Origin of the sequence: Actinomycetospora termitidis, assembly GCF_030286555.1 — a bacterium.
GTDB classification, from domain to species: Bacteria; Actinomycetota; Actinomycetes; order Mycobacteriales; family Pseudonocardiaceae; genus Actinomycetospora; species Actinomycetospora termitidis.
Map to the genome: position 1 here is coordinate 734,173 of NZ_JASVWF010000002.1, position 14,085 is coordinate 748,257.

11 protein-coding genes are annotated in these 14,085 nt (G+C 73.2%); 4 read left to right on the forward strand and 7 right to left on the reverse strand.

Features of this window, described 5'->3' with window-relative positions; genetic code table 11:
• Positions 1–166: 166 nt before the first annotated feature.
• Positions 167–2,335 carry a phage tail protein gene (locus QRT03_RS11440; protein ID WP_286052876.1) on the forward strand — a complete coding sequence of 723 codons (2,169 nt, stop codon included), beginning with the start codon at positions 167–169 and terminating at the stop codon, positions 2,333–2,335.
• 70 nt (positions 2,336–2,405) lie between these two features.
• Here the strand turns inward: QRT03_RS11440 and QRT03_RS11445 are convergent, their stop codons facing one another.
• The 5 genes from QRT03_RS11445 to QRT03_RS11465 form a co-directional block, all read right to left on the reverse strand.
• On the reverse strand, positions 2,406–3,026 hold the full coding sequence (locus tag QRT03_RS11445; RefSeq protein ID WP_345783244.1) for an eCIS core domain-containing protein: 621 nt from the start codon (positions 3,024–3,026) through the stop codon (positions 2,406–2,408).
• A 76-nt stretch (positions 3,027–3,102) separates the two neighbouring features.
• A complete protein-coding gene (locus QRT03_RS11450) occupies positions 3,103–4,986 on the reverse strand; it encodes a COG1470 family protein (protein WP_286052878.1) in 1,884 nt (627 codons plus the stop codon).
• Between the two features lie 118 nt (positions 4,987–5,104).
• On the reverse strand, positions 5,105–7,162 hold the full coding sequence (locus QRT03_RS11455; RefSeq protein WP_286052879.1) for an ATP-binding protein: 2,058 nt from the start codon (positions 7,160–7,162) through the stop codon (positions 5,105–5,107).
• Positions 7,159–7,740, reverse strand: a complete 582-nt coding sequence (locus tag QRT03_RS11460) for a Pvc16 family protein (RefSeq protein WP_286052880.1) — start codon at positions 7,738–7,740, stop codon at positions 7,159–7,161. Before QRT03_RS11460 ends, QRT03_RS11455 begins: the two co-directional genes overlap by 4 nt.
• The gene (locus tag QRT03_RS11465) at positions 7,740–8,357 is read right to left on the reverse strand and encodes a response regulator transcription factor (RefSeq protein ID WP_286052881.1); all 618 of its coding nucleotides are present in this window, start codon (positions 8,355–8,357) and stop codon (positions 7,740–7,742) included. Before QRT03_RS11465 ends, QRT03_RS11460 begins: the two co-directional genes overlap by 1 nt.
• 273 nt (positions 8,358–8,630) lie before the next feature.
• On the opposite strand from QRT03_RS11465, the gene QRT03_RS11470 reads away from it, so the two are divergent.
• Positions 8,631–10,847 carry a LuxR C-terminal-related transcriptional regulator gene (locus tag QRT03_RS11470; RefSeq protein WP_286052882.1) on the forward strand — a complete coding sequence of 739 codons (2,217 nt, stop codon included), beginning with the start codon at positions 8,631–8,633 and terminating at the stop codon, positions 10,845–10,847.
• Here QRT03_RS11470 and QRT03_RS11475 read toward each other — a convergent pair.
• The gene (locus QRT03_RS11475) at positions 10,828–11,127 is read right to left on the reverse strand and encodes a hypothetical protein (protein ID WP_286052883.1); all 300 of its coding nucleotides are present in this window, start codon (positions 11,125–11,127) and stop codon (positions 10,828–10,830) included. The two genes, QRT03_RS11470 and QRT03_RS11475, sit on opposite strands and share 20 nt — an antisense overlap.
• Here QRT03_RS11475 and ligD point away from each other — a divergent pair.
• A complete protein-coding gene (gene ligD, locus QRT03_RS11480; RefSeq protein WP_286052884.1) occupies positions 11,126–12,184 on the forward strand; it encodes a non-homologous end-joining DNA ligase in 1,059 nt (352 codons plus the stop codon). The genes QRT03_RS11475 and ligD overlap by 2 nt on opposite strands.
• A 125-nt stretch (positions 12,185–12,309) precedes the next feature.
• The gene (locus QRT03_RS11485; protein ID WP_286052885.1) at positions 12,310–13,137 is read left to right on the forward strand and encodes a hypothetical protein; all 828 of its coding nucleotides are present in this window, start codon (positions 12,310–12,312) and stop codon (positions 13,135–13,137) included.
• A gap of 7 nt (positions 13,138–13,144) precedes the next feature.
• Here QRT03_RS11485 and QRT03_RS11490 read toward each other — a convergent pair whose 3' ends face one another.
• Positions 13,145–13,909 (reverse strand): PfkB family carbohydrate kinase, encoded by a 765-nt coding sequence (locus QRT03_RS11490; RefSeq protein ID WP_286052886.1) that lies wholly within the window; start codon positions 13,907–13,909, stop codon positions 13,145–13,147.
• Positions 13,910–14,085 lie beyond the last annotated feature (176 nt).

A 14,085-nucleotide genomic window follows, 5' to 3' on the forward strand; every position in this document is an offset into this window, starting at 1 on the left:
GCTCTTCGGACCCGCCGTCGGGAAGGGGGACTGCGCGAACGCCACCGTCGCGGACCTGCCCGTTCGGGCAACCGCGCCGCGCCCGGAGGTGCACGGTCGGGCCCCGCTCGGGCGGGGCCGGCCGGGCGACGATCGGGCGACGCGTCCCCGGACGAGAGCGGCGGCGATGACGACGACCCGAGCCCGGCACCCGGAACCCGAGCGGCGCCCCCAGCCGGCGGCCCTGTCCGCCGCACCGCCGCGAACGGCCCCACAGACCGTCCTGCGCTGGCAGGCGACCGCGGGCAACGCGGCCGTCGCCGGACTCCTCGCGCGCGGTGGCGGGTCGGCGCCGGTCGTCGCTCAGCGCGACGAGGAGGACGGGGACAGCTGGTGGTCGCGCGGGATCGCCGCTGCGAAGGCCGCGTGGCGGATGAAGGACCAGCTCAGTGGGGTCCTGGGCCGCGGGGCCGGCGTCGTCGGGAGCATCGTGCGCAGCCCGGTGGCCTTCCTGGGCAATCTCGTCGCCGGCGTCAAGGGCGGCATACTGCGCTTCCGCGCCAACATCGGCGAGCACCTGAAGCGCGGCCTCATGGGCTGGCTGCTGGGCGCGCTGGCCGAGGGCGGAGTGCAGATCCCGGCGACGTTCGACGCGAAGGGCATCGTCTCGATGCTGGCCTCGCTGTTCGGGCTGACCTGGAACGCGATCCGCACGCGCGTCGTCACCCGCATCGGCGAGGGCGCGATGTCGGCGGTGGAGAAGGGCGTCGAGGTCTTCCGCCTGCTGTCCGGCCAGGGCGTGGCCGGCTTGTGGCAGATGCTGCTCGCCCGGCTCGGCAACCTCCAGGAGATGCTCCTGGGTCAGGTCCGCGAGTTCGTGATCTCCCGGGTCCTGACGGCGGGTGTCACGTGGCTGATCGGCATCCTCAACCCGGCCGCGGGCATCATCAAGGCACTCAAGCTGATCTACGACATCGTCGTGTTCTTCCGCGAGAACGCCGCCCGTCTGACCAAGCTCGTCGAGACGGTGCTCGACTCCATCAGCGACGTCGCCCGCGGCAGCGTGGGAGCCGTGGTCAGCAAGGTCGAGAGCGTGCTCGGCGGGATGGTCCCGACGCTCATCGGCTTCCTCGCGAGCGTCCTCGGCCTCCGCGGGATCGGGCAGCGCATCCGCGCCATCGTGGAACGGATGCAGAAGCCGGTCCGGGGGGCTCTCGACCACGTGATCGGGATGGGCCTCCGCTTGGCCGGGCCGTTGATCAAGCGCTTCAACAGGATGCGCGCGGCGGCGGAGGCCAAGGTCGAGTCCGGCACGGCATGGGTCAGGGGGAAGGCCGAGGCAGGAAAGAAGCGGCTGAAGTCGAAGCTCTACGGCGGGGATGACTCTACTCAGGGACGTCAGCAGAGGCTGGAGAAAGGGCTCGGGGCCGGCCTGGCCGTCGCCAACCGCTTCGCGAACCGAAAGGTCGGTGTCCAAGTTCTTGCGCCACTTCTCAAGGTGGTGCGCCTCCGATTCGGGTTGAGCGTTGTCGAGCCGCGGAGAGATGGCCAGCGTTGGGCGATTCACGCTGAGGTCCAGCGGGCTCAGGAACTCAAGTCGAAGGCTATGGTCGATGGGCTTGACGAAAAAGAGAAGGAGGCTCGCAAATATATCGGCCGCGAGATTCTGGCTAAACACTATGATGGGAAGCTGTACTCGGCGGTGGTTGCGGGTGTGGGTCCAATCTCCGTTGGCTCGCCCGAGCTGGTTGTTACCGTGCGATTCGTCGATTCAACCAGTCCGCGAGGGTCAAGGTATGCAGGATCTGGTGTCACGCGCTTGCTGCCAATCAACGCCTTCCTTGCCGATGTCGCAGTTGGGCGTGACGAAGGTGTGGCCATCTTGCGCTCGGGCGGCGAACACAAGTCGAAATACGCCCAGCTAGTCACTTCCGGAGGAAAGGTTAAGTACATACTTCACAAAGCTTTCCGACTCGGGTGGCGCTCTCGCTTCTATCCGACCACTTACAGCAAGAGAGTGGAGGATTATAGGGACAAATTTGTGGCCGATCGAATCAGGCCGGAGGATCGGGCAAAGCCGTACGAGCAAAGGCGGTGGATGTACGGCGGGAAGTCGTATCCGGTCGCCGATCGCACCGTGGACCATGATCCTGCAGTCGTCGTGCATTTCAAGACGCGAGGCCTGAATATGAAGCACGAAGACAGGGTAGAGTGGTACGAGAAAGGAGGCGACCGCGAATCTCCAGAGATCATGCCCCGGTCCGAGAATAGCAAGAAAGGGAGTGGTTCCGAGAAAGACCGTCTGGGAGGGGACGTCGAGATGGGGCCGGACTTTCGTGGGCGCGACGAAGATTGATGGCCTACTGTTCAGGGCGGGCACAAGGTCTTGTGAGGCACGATCCGGCAACGGCAATCCTGGCGGGCTATCAGGAGCCCTCTGGCAACACTTCTTCCGGCGCCTCAGGGCTGGCAGACTCGACTTCGGAATCCTGCCGCTGAACGGGTGCTCCGCCCGCGGCCGGTGACGTTGGAGACTCCGGCACCGCCCGCTCCGCGACCTCCACGGCTTCCCGCTCGAAGCGATCCGACGGGTCGCTGACACGGATGCCGCCCGCCGTCGGCGTGCCGTCCACCGGACCGCTGCGCTGCTGCATCACGTGCGTCAACTCGTGCGCGAGCATCGTGCGACCGGCCGTGGACGACGGGTCGTAGCGGTCGCGCTGGAAGACGATGTTCGAGCCGACGGTGTAGGCGTGCGCCTGGACGGACTTGGCCGATTCGTGAGCGTCGGAGCCGGTGTGCACGCGCACGTCGGAGAAGTCGTGGCCGAGGCGGGTCTCCATATCGGTGCGGGTTGCACTGTCGAGCGGAGCGCCGCCGCCGGAGTTCACCACGTCGAGGACAGGAGAACGTTCCTCCTCGACCATCCCCGACACGCTGGCGTTCCCGGCCGCGCGTTGCAGACCGAGCATGCCCCGCGCGCCCAGGACGTCCGGCCGTCCCGCCGCAGCCGCCTCGAACGAGGTCGAATCCTCGTCCGATGTCACGCGGTCTCCGCGAGGGCGCAGATCGCCCCCGTGCTCCTCGCCGCCGTGCTCGTGTCCACGCATCACATCTCCTCGGTCAGTTCGCGCGGGGGTTGGGACTGAAGCTGCCGCGCAGGGTCGGGTCCGTGGCGCTCGGGAGGGACGTGACGGTGAGGACCCCGCGGTTCTCCGGCTCGGTGGCGATGCACAACGCGTCGTTCATACGGAGGTCGGAGACCTTGATGGGCTCGGGCGAAAGGCCGACGTCGCTGCACCGGGACTGCAACTCTTGGGGAGTACCACCGCGGAGCAGGATCATCTGCCGCCTCGGGACGGGCTGGATTTCGGGTGCCGGTCCGGCGGTCACGAGCAGGTCCACACCCGCCGGTGCATTGACGCCGATCGGCGCCGTCACCCCGTTGTCCACGTCGATGACGACGCCGAGCGAGAGGATGACCGTCGTGGCTCCGGCCGGTCCCTGGGCGCCGGGTGCTCCTGCAGCGCCGGGTGCACCTGGAGCGCCGGGTGCACCTGGAGCGCCGGGGGCGCCCGGAGCGCCGGGGGCGCCGGGGGCGCCCGGAGTGCCGGGCGCGCCCGGAGTGCCGGGTGCTCCCGGTGGACCTGCGGCCGGCCCCGGGACGGACCCAGATGAGGGCCCGGCACCCCCGCCGGGTGCAGGGGAGGGTCCGGAGCTTTCTGGCGCCTCGGAATCCGGCGACGCCCCCGCCGGGGGAGAGGTCGGTGGTGAGACCGACGTCGTGGTCGTGGTGGTCTCGCTGGACGCCGTCGTCGTGGTGGAGCTCGCCGCCGGCGGCACGACGGGCGGGACGGCAGGTGGCAGCGCGACGCTGGGGACGGACGCGGGCGGAGCCTCGGCCTCGCCCGACGAGACCTCGGACGGCTCCGTGGCGCGGCTCGACGGCGCCTTGTCCGCTGCGCCACCCGGGGCGGGTGCGGCCGCGGCTCCGCCCGGATCTGCGCCGCCGGGAGCGGGCGTAGTGCTCGGGGCCGGGGCGGGCGGCGGGGCCTCGCGGCCCGTGATGAGGTCGAGCGGGTTGATCCCGAGCGCCGTGGCGACCCCGGCGCCCGCTCCGAGGAGGGCCAGCACCGCGGCCAGGATCACCATCCACCGCGACAGCAGCGGCACGACCTCCCGCGTGCCCCGCAGCTCGACCTTCTGCGCCGGAGGCCGGGGTGTCACACGCACCGTGAACGGGTGCTGGGTCGGCTTCCCCAGCCAGCGCAGGCGGTTCCGGACGACGAGGCGCACCGTTGTGTTCCCGGGTGCCACCGCGAGGTCGCCGCGGTCGAGGGTGAGGCGGAGCTGCTCGTCCTCGTCGAACGCCTCGAGCGCGACCGGTTCGAGCACGTTGCCCTGGTTGGATAGGGTCACCGCGTACCGACTGCGCAGCCGTGCCCGCTGCGCGGCGGGCGAGATCTCGCCCGAGAGCTGGTGGAACTCGCCGATCGCGAGGCGGCCGTGGCGATAGGTACTGAGCTCCGGGTGGACCTGCGAGTCGGCGCGCACGGTGAACGGGGCCCGGCCCGCCGGCGCGGTCATGGACCGCGGCGGAGCGAACGTGATCGTCGCGCGGTCCTGGCCGTCCGGATAGATCGACAGCATGTCGGGGTCGGGAGTCGCCCATTCCGCCGCGGGACCGGTGACCGCGATGCGGAAGGACTCCACCTGCGTCCCGGTGTTGTGCACCGTCACCGCGATCGTCACCGACGCGCCGGGCTCGACGCCGCTCTCGGCCGGATCGAGCGTCATCTCGGCTCCGGAACGCTGCCCGTCGGGGACGTCCGCGCCCCCGGCTCCCGGCGCCTCGCCCTCCGGCCAGAGCGGCTTGGTCGACGGCGCGGTCGTCTCGGCGTCGTCGTGCCCGGGCCCGTTGCTCCATCCGAGGTAGCGGCCGCAGTGGCGGCAGAACGCGGCCTCGCCGTCGTTGGACTCGTGGCAGTACCGGCAGGTCACGGGCACGTCCGGCACCTCTCGGTCGTCCGACCCGACCAGCCTCCGGCGGCAGCCCACCCGACGGCAGGTGTGTCCGGGAGCCGGTCCGGGCAGCGGGACTGCCCGTCCGGGCAACGGGTGGGCATCAGCCCGCCAGGTCCGCGTACGCGCCGAACTCGCGGTCCAGGCACAGCCGGCCGAGCTTGCGGTACTCCGCGGCCACCGCGGTCACGAGATCGCCCATCTCCACCGGCCGGGCGGCCTCGGCGGCGCGGTACGCGGCGGTGACCGCGACGGCCCGGATGCTCCCGCCCGCGAGGTCGAAGGCGCGGGCGCAGAAGTCGAGGTCGAGATCGTGGGCCCGGGGGAGGCGCGTGCCGAGGCACCGGTCCCAGAGCGCGCGACGCAACGCCTCGCCCGGCGTCGGGAAGTCCACGATGACGTCGAGGCGGCGCACGAAGGCGTCGTCGAGGTTGGCGCGCAGGTTGGTCGAGAGCAGGGCGAGCCCGTCGAAGGACTCCATGCGCTGCAGGAGGTAGGCGCTCTCCATGTTCGCGTAGCGGTCCTGGGCGTCGCGGACGTCGGAGCGCTTGCCGAAGATCGCGTCGGCCTCGTCGAACAGCAGCACCCCGTTCACCCGCGCCGCCTCGACGAAGATCTTCTCGAGGTTCTTCTCGGTCTCCCCGACGTACTTGTCCACCACACTCGCCAGGTCGACGGTGTACAGGTCCAGCCCGAGGTCCGCGGCCAGGACCTCCGCCGACATCGTCTTGCCGGTGCCCGACTCGCCGGTGAGCAAGCCGATGAGGCCGTGCCCCCGACCCCCGCCCGGGCGCATGCGCCAGCGCCCGAGCACCAGGTCCCGATGCCGCGCGCGGGCGGCGAGGCCGTGCAGCGCCGTCAGGACGGCAGCGGGCAGGACGAGGTCGTCCCACCCGACGGCGGGTTCGATCCGCCGGGCCAGTCCCTCGAGACCGGCCGCGTTCTGCTCGCGCGCCCCGCGCCGCAGCAACGGGCCGTCCACCGTGGTCCCGGTCAGGTCGGCCTGCAGGACGGCGGCCCGCGCGGCCCGCGCGATCTGCGGCGGGTCGAGCTGGAACTGTGCGGTCTCCCGGGCGGGGTCGACCCCCTCGCCCAGCCGCGCGCCGAGCATCGAGCGCCAGGTCGACTCCCGCACCTCGACCCCGGCCGCCGTCACCGTGAACTGCAGCGGCGGCTCGAACGACCAGCCGGGGTCCCAGGCCCCGGGCCCGACCAGGAGCACCGACACCGGAGCCGTCGCCAGCAGGCGCAGCAGGGCGGGCCGGTCGGCGAGGGCCGTGACCGGTTCGACGACGAGTCCGGCTCCGGCGAGCCGGGCCTCCCGGACGAGCACACCCGCCGTCGCGACCGGGTCCGCCGTGGCCGCGAGCCGGGTCGCGTCGACCGTGAGGACGGGGCGGCCCACGCGCTCGAGCGCCGTCGCCCCGAGCAGGGAACCCGAGGCGCCCGGTTGCTCGCGCAGGTAGACCAGGCACGCCCCGCGGTCCAGCGCACCGGCGAGGGCCTCGTCGCCCGGGAGCGGCAGGTGGCCCACCGGAGGTGGCGCGACGAGGACGTCGAGGAGGGCGGGGTCGGGCCGGTCGTCCCCGAGCAGGTGGGCGGTGACCCGGTCCGGGACGCGCAGCGCCCGGGAGAGGAAAGGCCGCTCGGCGTCGTCGATCACCACGAGCCCGCCGGCGACCAGTGGTGCGTCGTGCCCGAACCGGACCCGGCCGTCGAGCCGGGCCTCGGCGCACCCGCACAGCCGCAGCGCCGTGCCGATCGTCGCCCGCCGACGGCTGACGTCGTCGTTGAGGTAGCCGTAGAGCGGCTCGAAGCGGCTGTCGAGGTCGGGGGCCGTCGCGAGGAGGAGCAGCTCCACGTCGAGGGGGACGAGCCCGAACCGCTCGGCGAGCAGCCGCAGCCGGACGGGACCGCGCGCCGCGTCCGCGTCCTGCTCGACCCGGCGCAGCAGTGCCTCGTCCACCGGATCGGGCCAGGGGACCGGCCGTTCGGTTTCGTCGAGCAGCTGCTCGACGCGATGGTCGGACACGTACAGGCCGCGGAACGGGTCGTCGGGCTGGGGGTCGGTGGTGCGCCGTGCGGCGACCGCCCGGCGGACCCTGGCCTCCACCACGGCCAGGCGCCCCAGCACGTGCGCGTGATCCGCCCCCGGGCTCACGCGGGACGCTCACGCTCGGAGAGGTCGACGACGATCTCTCGGGCCGCGGGCCCCGCCGGCCACCGCGTCCCCGTGACCAACGGAGCCGTCACGACGACGTCGAGCGACGGCTTCAGCTCGCCGCCGAGCGCGTTCCAGACGTCGGCGAAGGAGCGATCTTCGGGCGGGGGCAGCGCCACCGCGAGCGGGACTGGCACCCCGTACCCGGCGAGGGTCGTCCCCAGGACGCCCGGCGGGAGGCTCTCGTGCGCGAGCAGGGTGGACAGCATCGAGGCGAGCAGGCGGTGCTCGTCCTCGGGTCGCTGGGTCCAGGCGGTGACGAGGTACGAGAGCTTGACGTGCCGCGGCGGGGGGCGTCGGGCGACGATCGTGCCGCGGTCGTCGTACTCGTTGATCATTCCGCGCTCGCGCCGGCGGAGGTCCTCCCGGATGTCGTAGAGGTACAGGTCGACCGTCGGGGCGCTGCGTCGTGCGGCCCACTCGCGGGTCGGGGCGTCGAGGACGACATCGACGTCGGCGGCCCCGAGCGCCTCCTCGCGGACGAGCCGACGCAACGCCTCGTCGACCTCGTGGATCATCAGATGAGCCCCTCGCGCAGGGCGAACGCCACGGCGTGGGCCCGGTTGCGCAGCCGCAGCCGGGAGGTGACCTCGTGGATCACGTTCTTCACGGTGCGCTCCGAGTAGCAGAGCTCGGCCGCGATCTCCTCGGTCGCGTGGCCCTCCGCGAGCATCCGCAACACGGTCACCTCGCGGCTCGTCAGGCCGGAGGCGGTCAGTCCTCGCGGGGTGAGCGCGTCGCGCTGCATCCGCCCGACCTGCTCCAGCAGGCGTCCGAGCAGGTCCGGCGCAAGCGTCCCCTCGCCGGCGGCCGCAGCCTGCACGGCGGACACCAGTCGCTCCGGGAGCGCCTCGACCCGGCGCAGCATCCCGGCGCACCCGGCCTCGACCGCGACCAGCAGGTCGGCCGCGTCCAGCTTGGTGGCCACGGCGACGACCCGGCACCCGGCGCGCTGGTGCGCGCGCACCAGCTGCACCCCCTCCTCGTCCATCCGGTCGACGACGACGAGAGCTACGTCGGCAGGCCGGTCGGTGTCGACGAGGTGGACCTCGGGCCGGTAGCGGAGCTGGCTCGCGACGCCGGCCCGCGAGATCGGGTCGAGTGCGTGCACCGCGACGGTGACGCGGTCGCTCATGGGCCCTCCCTCACCTGGGCGGCGGCTCACCGCACACACTCGATGCTCGTGGCCCGCCCACTCCCCACACCATCCGAGAGATCCCTGACGCGGACCGGCGCGCTGAGTGAGCCCGGCGGCGCGGGGAGCGACGGTCGTGACCCCTCGCTCCGAGACGCTCTCCCAGCGTCACCGGAGGACGCCCGTCCCTTAAGACGAACGAGCTAAGGACCCTGACAACCCGGTCACCCACTGGCGACACTCGAAGCAAGGTCGAGGTCGGGGGACAGTCGGATGGGCGTTCTGGTCGGGCGCGACGACGACATGGCGTTCCTGCTCGACGCCTGGTCCGAGACGCGACGGGGGGCCCGCTCGATCGTCCTGCTGGGCGGCGAGGCCGGGATCGGGCGGACCGAGCTCGTCGCGACCTTCACCGAGCGCGTCCGCGCCGACGGCGTCGACGCGGTCGTCGCGCAGGCCGTCACGGTCGCGGGGCAGCGCCCCTGCTGGACGGTGGTCGCCGCGCTGCGGCGCCGCCTCGGGCTGGCTGACGACGAGGTCGACCCGGGGGCGGTGCTCACCGGGGTCGGTGACCTCCTGTCGCGCCTCGCCCGCTCCGGCCCGACCGTCCTGGTCGTCGAGGACCTGCACCTCGGGGACTCCTCGTACACCGACCTGCTCGACTACCTGCTGGCGGAGCCGGACCGGGGGTCGCTGCTGGTCGTGGCCACCTACCGGACCGAGGTCGCCCGCCGGCTGCCTGGTCTGAGTACGGTGCTGGCCCGCCTCGGCGCCCACCGGGCCGTCCGCCCTCGCGAGCTCTCGCCTCTGACCGAGCCGAGCGTCGACGAACTCGTGCGACGGTCGACCCGTCGGGACGGGGGGCTCTCCCGACGGGTGTGGCAACGCTCCTGCGGCAATCCGGCGATCGCGCTCGCGAGCATCGAGGCCGGTGACGACGAGCTCCCGGTCACCCTGCGGGCCCTCGCGCTCGACCGGCTCGACGCCCTGCCCGACGGCGCCCGGACGGTCGCGCGGGCGCTGGCGGTCGTCGGCGAGCCGGTCCCCCACGGCCTGCTCGCCTCCATGCTCGACCTGGGGGAGCCACACCTGACGGCTGCCGTGCGGGCCGCCGTCGAGGGCGCCGTGGTGACGGTGGACCGCGACCGCTACGCGCTGGTCAACGGGCTGCTCGGGGAGGTCCTCGACGGCGAGGTCCTGCCCGGGGAGCGGGCGCGCCTGTGCGTCCCGCTCGAGCGCCGCGCCGCGCCGCCGGAGCACGACGAGGTGCTCGCCGCGTGCTTCGCGGTCGCGGGCCGCAGCGATGACGATGACGCGACCCTCGCCGCCCACGAGACCCTCGCCGGGCTACTCTGCGGTCCGCTGGGACGGCTCGACGACGGGGTGGCCCTCGCCCGGCGAGTGCTCGGGGAGCTCCCCGAGCCGCGGCGCTCCGACCCGGCCGCCCTGGGCCTGCGCGCCGTGCTCGCCGATGCGCTGGTGCGCCTCGGCCGCTGGGACGAGGCGGCGTCGGAGCTCGACGCCCCCGACGTCCCGACCCCTCGCCTCCTGCTGGTCGCCGCCCGGCTCGTGCTCGGGCGTGGGGACCTCGACGCGGCGGACGAGAGGCTGGCGGTGGTCCCCGGTCTCGCGCAGACGGTCGGGGACACCCGCTTCGCCGACGACGTCGTCGACCTGCGAGCCCGCCTCGCCCTCGCGCGCGGCGACCGGGGCACGGCCCGACGCCTCGTCGCGCAGCGGCTCGCGACGGGGCGTGGCGGGGCCTGGGTCGTTGCGCCGGTGCTGTGCACGGGGTTCCGGGCCGAGGCCGGTGACCCCGATCCCGAGGCACTGGACCGGCTCGTCCGACGCCTCGACACCCTGGCGGACCGCGTGGACCGCGGGGACCCCGTTCTCCGCTCGGCGGCGGAGGCACACCTGGTGCTCTGCCGGGCGGAGGCGGGTCGCGCGGAGGGGGAGCGGCGCCCCGAGGACTGGGAGCACGCGGCCGGGCTGTGGTGGGCCCGGGGCGAGCTGCCCGCGGTCGCGTACTGCTCGTGGCGGCAGGGGGAATCGATGCTGGACGTCGGCCGCCGAGCGGCCGCCGTCGAGGTGCTGCGGGAGGCCGAACGCCTCGCCGTCTCCCTCGGCGCGACCGGTCGGATCCGGGGGATCCGGCGGACGCTCGAACGCGCCGGGTCTCCGACGACCTCCGCGCCGGACGACCCGCCGTTAGTACCAGGCATCGACACCCTGACGGCCCGCGAGACGCAGGTCCTCGCCGAACTGTCCCGCGGCCTGACGAACCGGGCGATCGGGCGACGGCTGCGGATCAGCGAGAAGACCGTCGAGGTGCACGTCACGCACGTCCTCGCCAAGCTGGGCGCACGGTCGCGCCTCGAGGCGAGCACGGTGTGGCACGGCGCCGCGGCGTGCACGTCCGGGCCTCGCATCGTTCCCGCGTCGCTGCCCCGCCGTCCGCGCGGCGAACTCACCCCAGGTAGGCCGTGAGCACGAACTCCAGGACGCCGTAGACGACGTAGCCCGCGCCCAGCAGGACGAGGACGACGAGCAGCCACGCCGCCCACCGCTGCAGACCGCCGCTGCGGTTGGCCGACTCCGCGAAGTCGCGCACCCCGTTCAGCTCGCCCTCGACGGTGAACATGGGACGCACCCGCTCCATCCGGTCGAGGTGCTCGGCGAACGCGCGCGCCTCCGGGTCGTCGGGGTCGAGCCCGACGAGGTCGTCGTGGAACCGGCGAGCCGGATCCGGACGAGCGGCCCAGGTCATGACACTCACGGTAGCGTCCGGAGCCGTGGCGCGGTCACCGGCGGTGGAACTCGAGGTCGGCGGGCGCGAGGTGCGCGTCTCGAACCCCGACAAGGTCTACTTCCCCGAGCCGGGGATCACGAAGCGGCAGGTCGTCGAGTACTACGTCGCCGTGGCCGACCCGCTGCTCGGGGTGCTGCGCGACCGCCCGACGCACCTCAAGCGGTTCGTCGACGGCGTGACGGGCGAGTTCTTCTACCAGAAGCGGCTGGCCAAGGGGGCTCCCGATTACGTCGAGACGGTGCAGGTCCGCTTCCCCTCCGGGCGCGCCGCGGACGTGCTGTGCCCGACCGAGCCGGCCGTCCTGGCCTGGGCGGCCAACCTCGGGACGTTCGACTTCCACCCCTGGCCGGTCCGCCGCCCCGACGTCGACGCCCCCGACGAGCTGCGCATCGACCTCGACCCCCAGCCCGGCACCGACTTCGCCGACGCCGCCGTGGTGGGAGCGACGCTGCGCGAGGTGCTCACCGACGCCGGGCTCGTGGGCTGGCCGAAGACCTCCGGCGGGCGTGGCATCCACGTGATGGTGCCGATCCGGCCGGAGTGGGACTTCGTCGCGGTGCGCCGGTGCGTGATCGCGATCGGGCGCGAGGTGTGCCGGCGGCTGCCGGAGCAGGCCACCGTCGACTGGTGGAAGGAGGAGCGCGGCGAGCGCGTCTTCATCGACTTCAACCAGGCCGCCCGGGACCGCACGATCGCGTCCGCCTGGTCGGTGCGCGGCACGCCACGGGCGACGGTGTCGTTCCCCCTGACCTGGGCCGACCTGCCCGACGCCGAGCCGGACGACTTCACCGTCCTGACGGGTCCCGGCCTGCTCGCCGAGCGCGGCGACGCGCACGCGGGGCTGCACGACGCCCCGGCCGGGCTGGAGACGGTGCTGGAGTGGGTCGAGCGCGACCAGCGCGACCACGACCTCGGCGACATGCCCTATCCGCCGGAGTACCCCAAGATGCCCGGCGAGCCGAAGCGGGTGCAGCCGTCGAAGGCCCGCGCGGACACCCTCGGCAAGCAGGTCTGAGGGCCGTCGCGTCCACCCGTGGGTGGACGCCGAGGTGCCATCTGCGGGTCGACGATCGGCCCCGGAATCGTCACGACACTTTCTCGTATTCCGCCGACGGGGCGGTTCGAGAAAGGGACAAGACGATGGACACGCTGCACACCGACGAATCGTTCGGCGTCGACGGCCACCTCGACTCGGCGAACGGCAAGGTCCGCCTGGTCCTGCAGAGCGACGGCAACCTCGTCCTCTACCGCAACGATTCCGGGCAGGCGCTGTGGGCGAGCGACACGGTCGGCAGCGGCGCGGACCGGGTCGTGATGCAGGGCGACGGGAACGCCGTCCTCTACTCCGGGGCCGCGCCGCACTGGGCGACGGGTACCGACGGCCACCCGGGCACGCGGCTCGTGCTGCAGGACGACGGGAACCTGGTCGTCTACGGCGCGGACAGCGCGGCACTCTGGGCGTCGAACACGGTCACGGACTGGTCGGCACGCACCGCGTCGAGCGGCGACGTCCACCTCGGGACCGCCCGGTGGATGAACACGACGGCCCAGCTCAGCGCGGGTGGCACGATCACGGGGACCACCCGGATCTGGTGCACCTGGGCGCTGCGCGGGTACACGGGCAGCGTCGCGCCGATCGTGCTGGACGCCCAGGACCGGGTGCTGTGGCCGGAGAACGTCCGCGACGTGAAGCAGCAGTACGGCGTGGACGGGACGGCCATCCCGTTCAAGCCCAGCGACCGGACCGAGTCCTGGTCGGTGAACGTCCCGACGGAGATCATGCAGAGCGGGCAGGTGCACCGTCTGGCGCTGTTGCACTTCCTGGACGGGAAGAACCGACTGCTCGAGGACATCAAGATTCTCGGGGAGATCGTCGGGGCGATCATCGAGGTCATCCGGATCATCATCGAGAGCATGAAGAACGGCAACGAGGCCCCGGAGAACGGTACGGGGATCGTCCTGACCTGATCCGCGATCAGCCGAGTGCCGCGTCGAGCTGCTCGCCGGTCGGCATCGCGGCGCGCGGGCCCGGGGCCGTCGTCGCGAGGGCGGCGGCGACCACGGCGACGCCCAGCGCGTCCTCGAGGTCCTCGCCGCCCGCGAGCAGGGCGGCGAGGACGCCGAGCAGGGCGCTCTTGGCGCCGGCGGGGTCGACCACGGTGGCCGGGTGTGCCGGGAGCCGGCGCACCCGGCCCCCGTCGGCGAGCAGCACACCGTCCGCCCCGAGGGTCACGACGACGGGTGCCCCGCTCCACGAGTGCAGGGTCGCGGCGGCCTCGTGGGGCGGGCGCCCGGCGGCCTCCCGGCTCGCGCCGCGGCGCACCAGGTCCGCCAGCTCCGCGGCGTCCGGCGTGAGCACCGCGCCGAGGTCGAGCAGCCCGAGCACGGTGGGGATGACGGGGTCCGGGTCCAGGACGCACCGCACGCCCCGCTGCGCGGCGGTGCCCACCGCAGCCGCTACCACGGCCGCGGACACGTCCGTCCCGACGAGCACCGCACTGAGGCCCTCGATCCCCTCCAGGACACGGCGCACCGGGTCGGCGTCGAGGTGGCCGGCCGTGGTGACGGCGGAGACGTCCACGCCCTCGGTCGCGAGGTCCCGCGTGCCGGCGCCCCCGGCGGCGAGGCCGACCAGCCGGACGTCCGCCCCCAGGCGGGCCGCGGCGACCGCGGCGTCGGCGACCGTCCCGGGCACGGCGCCGACCACGGCGACGACGGGCGGGGCCTCCGGCTCGGTCACGCGAGCATCCTGGCGTCCGAACCGGCCGCTGTCATGATCATCGAGCACGTGCAGCGGTTGCACGGCCGTCCGACCGCCGAGGGTGCTCGCTCGTTCGTCACGGACCGCACACGCCTGGTGCCGAGAACGTGACCTGCATCGCGCCGCGCGGGCTCTTTCGCCCGGTCAGCGGCCCG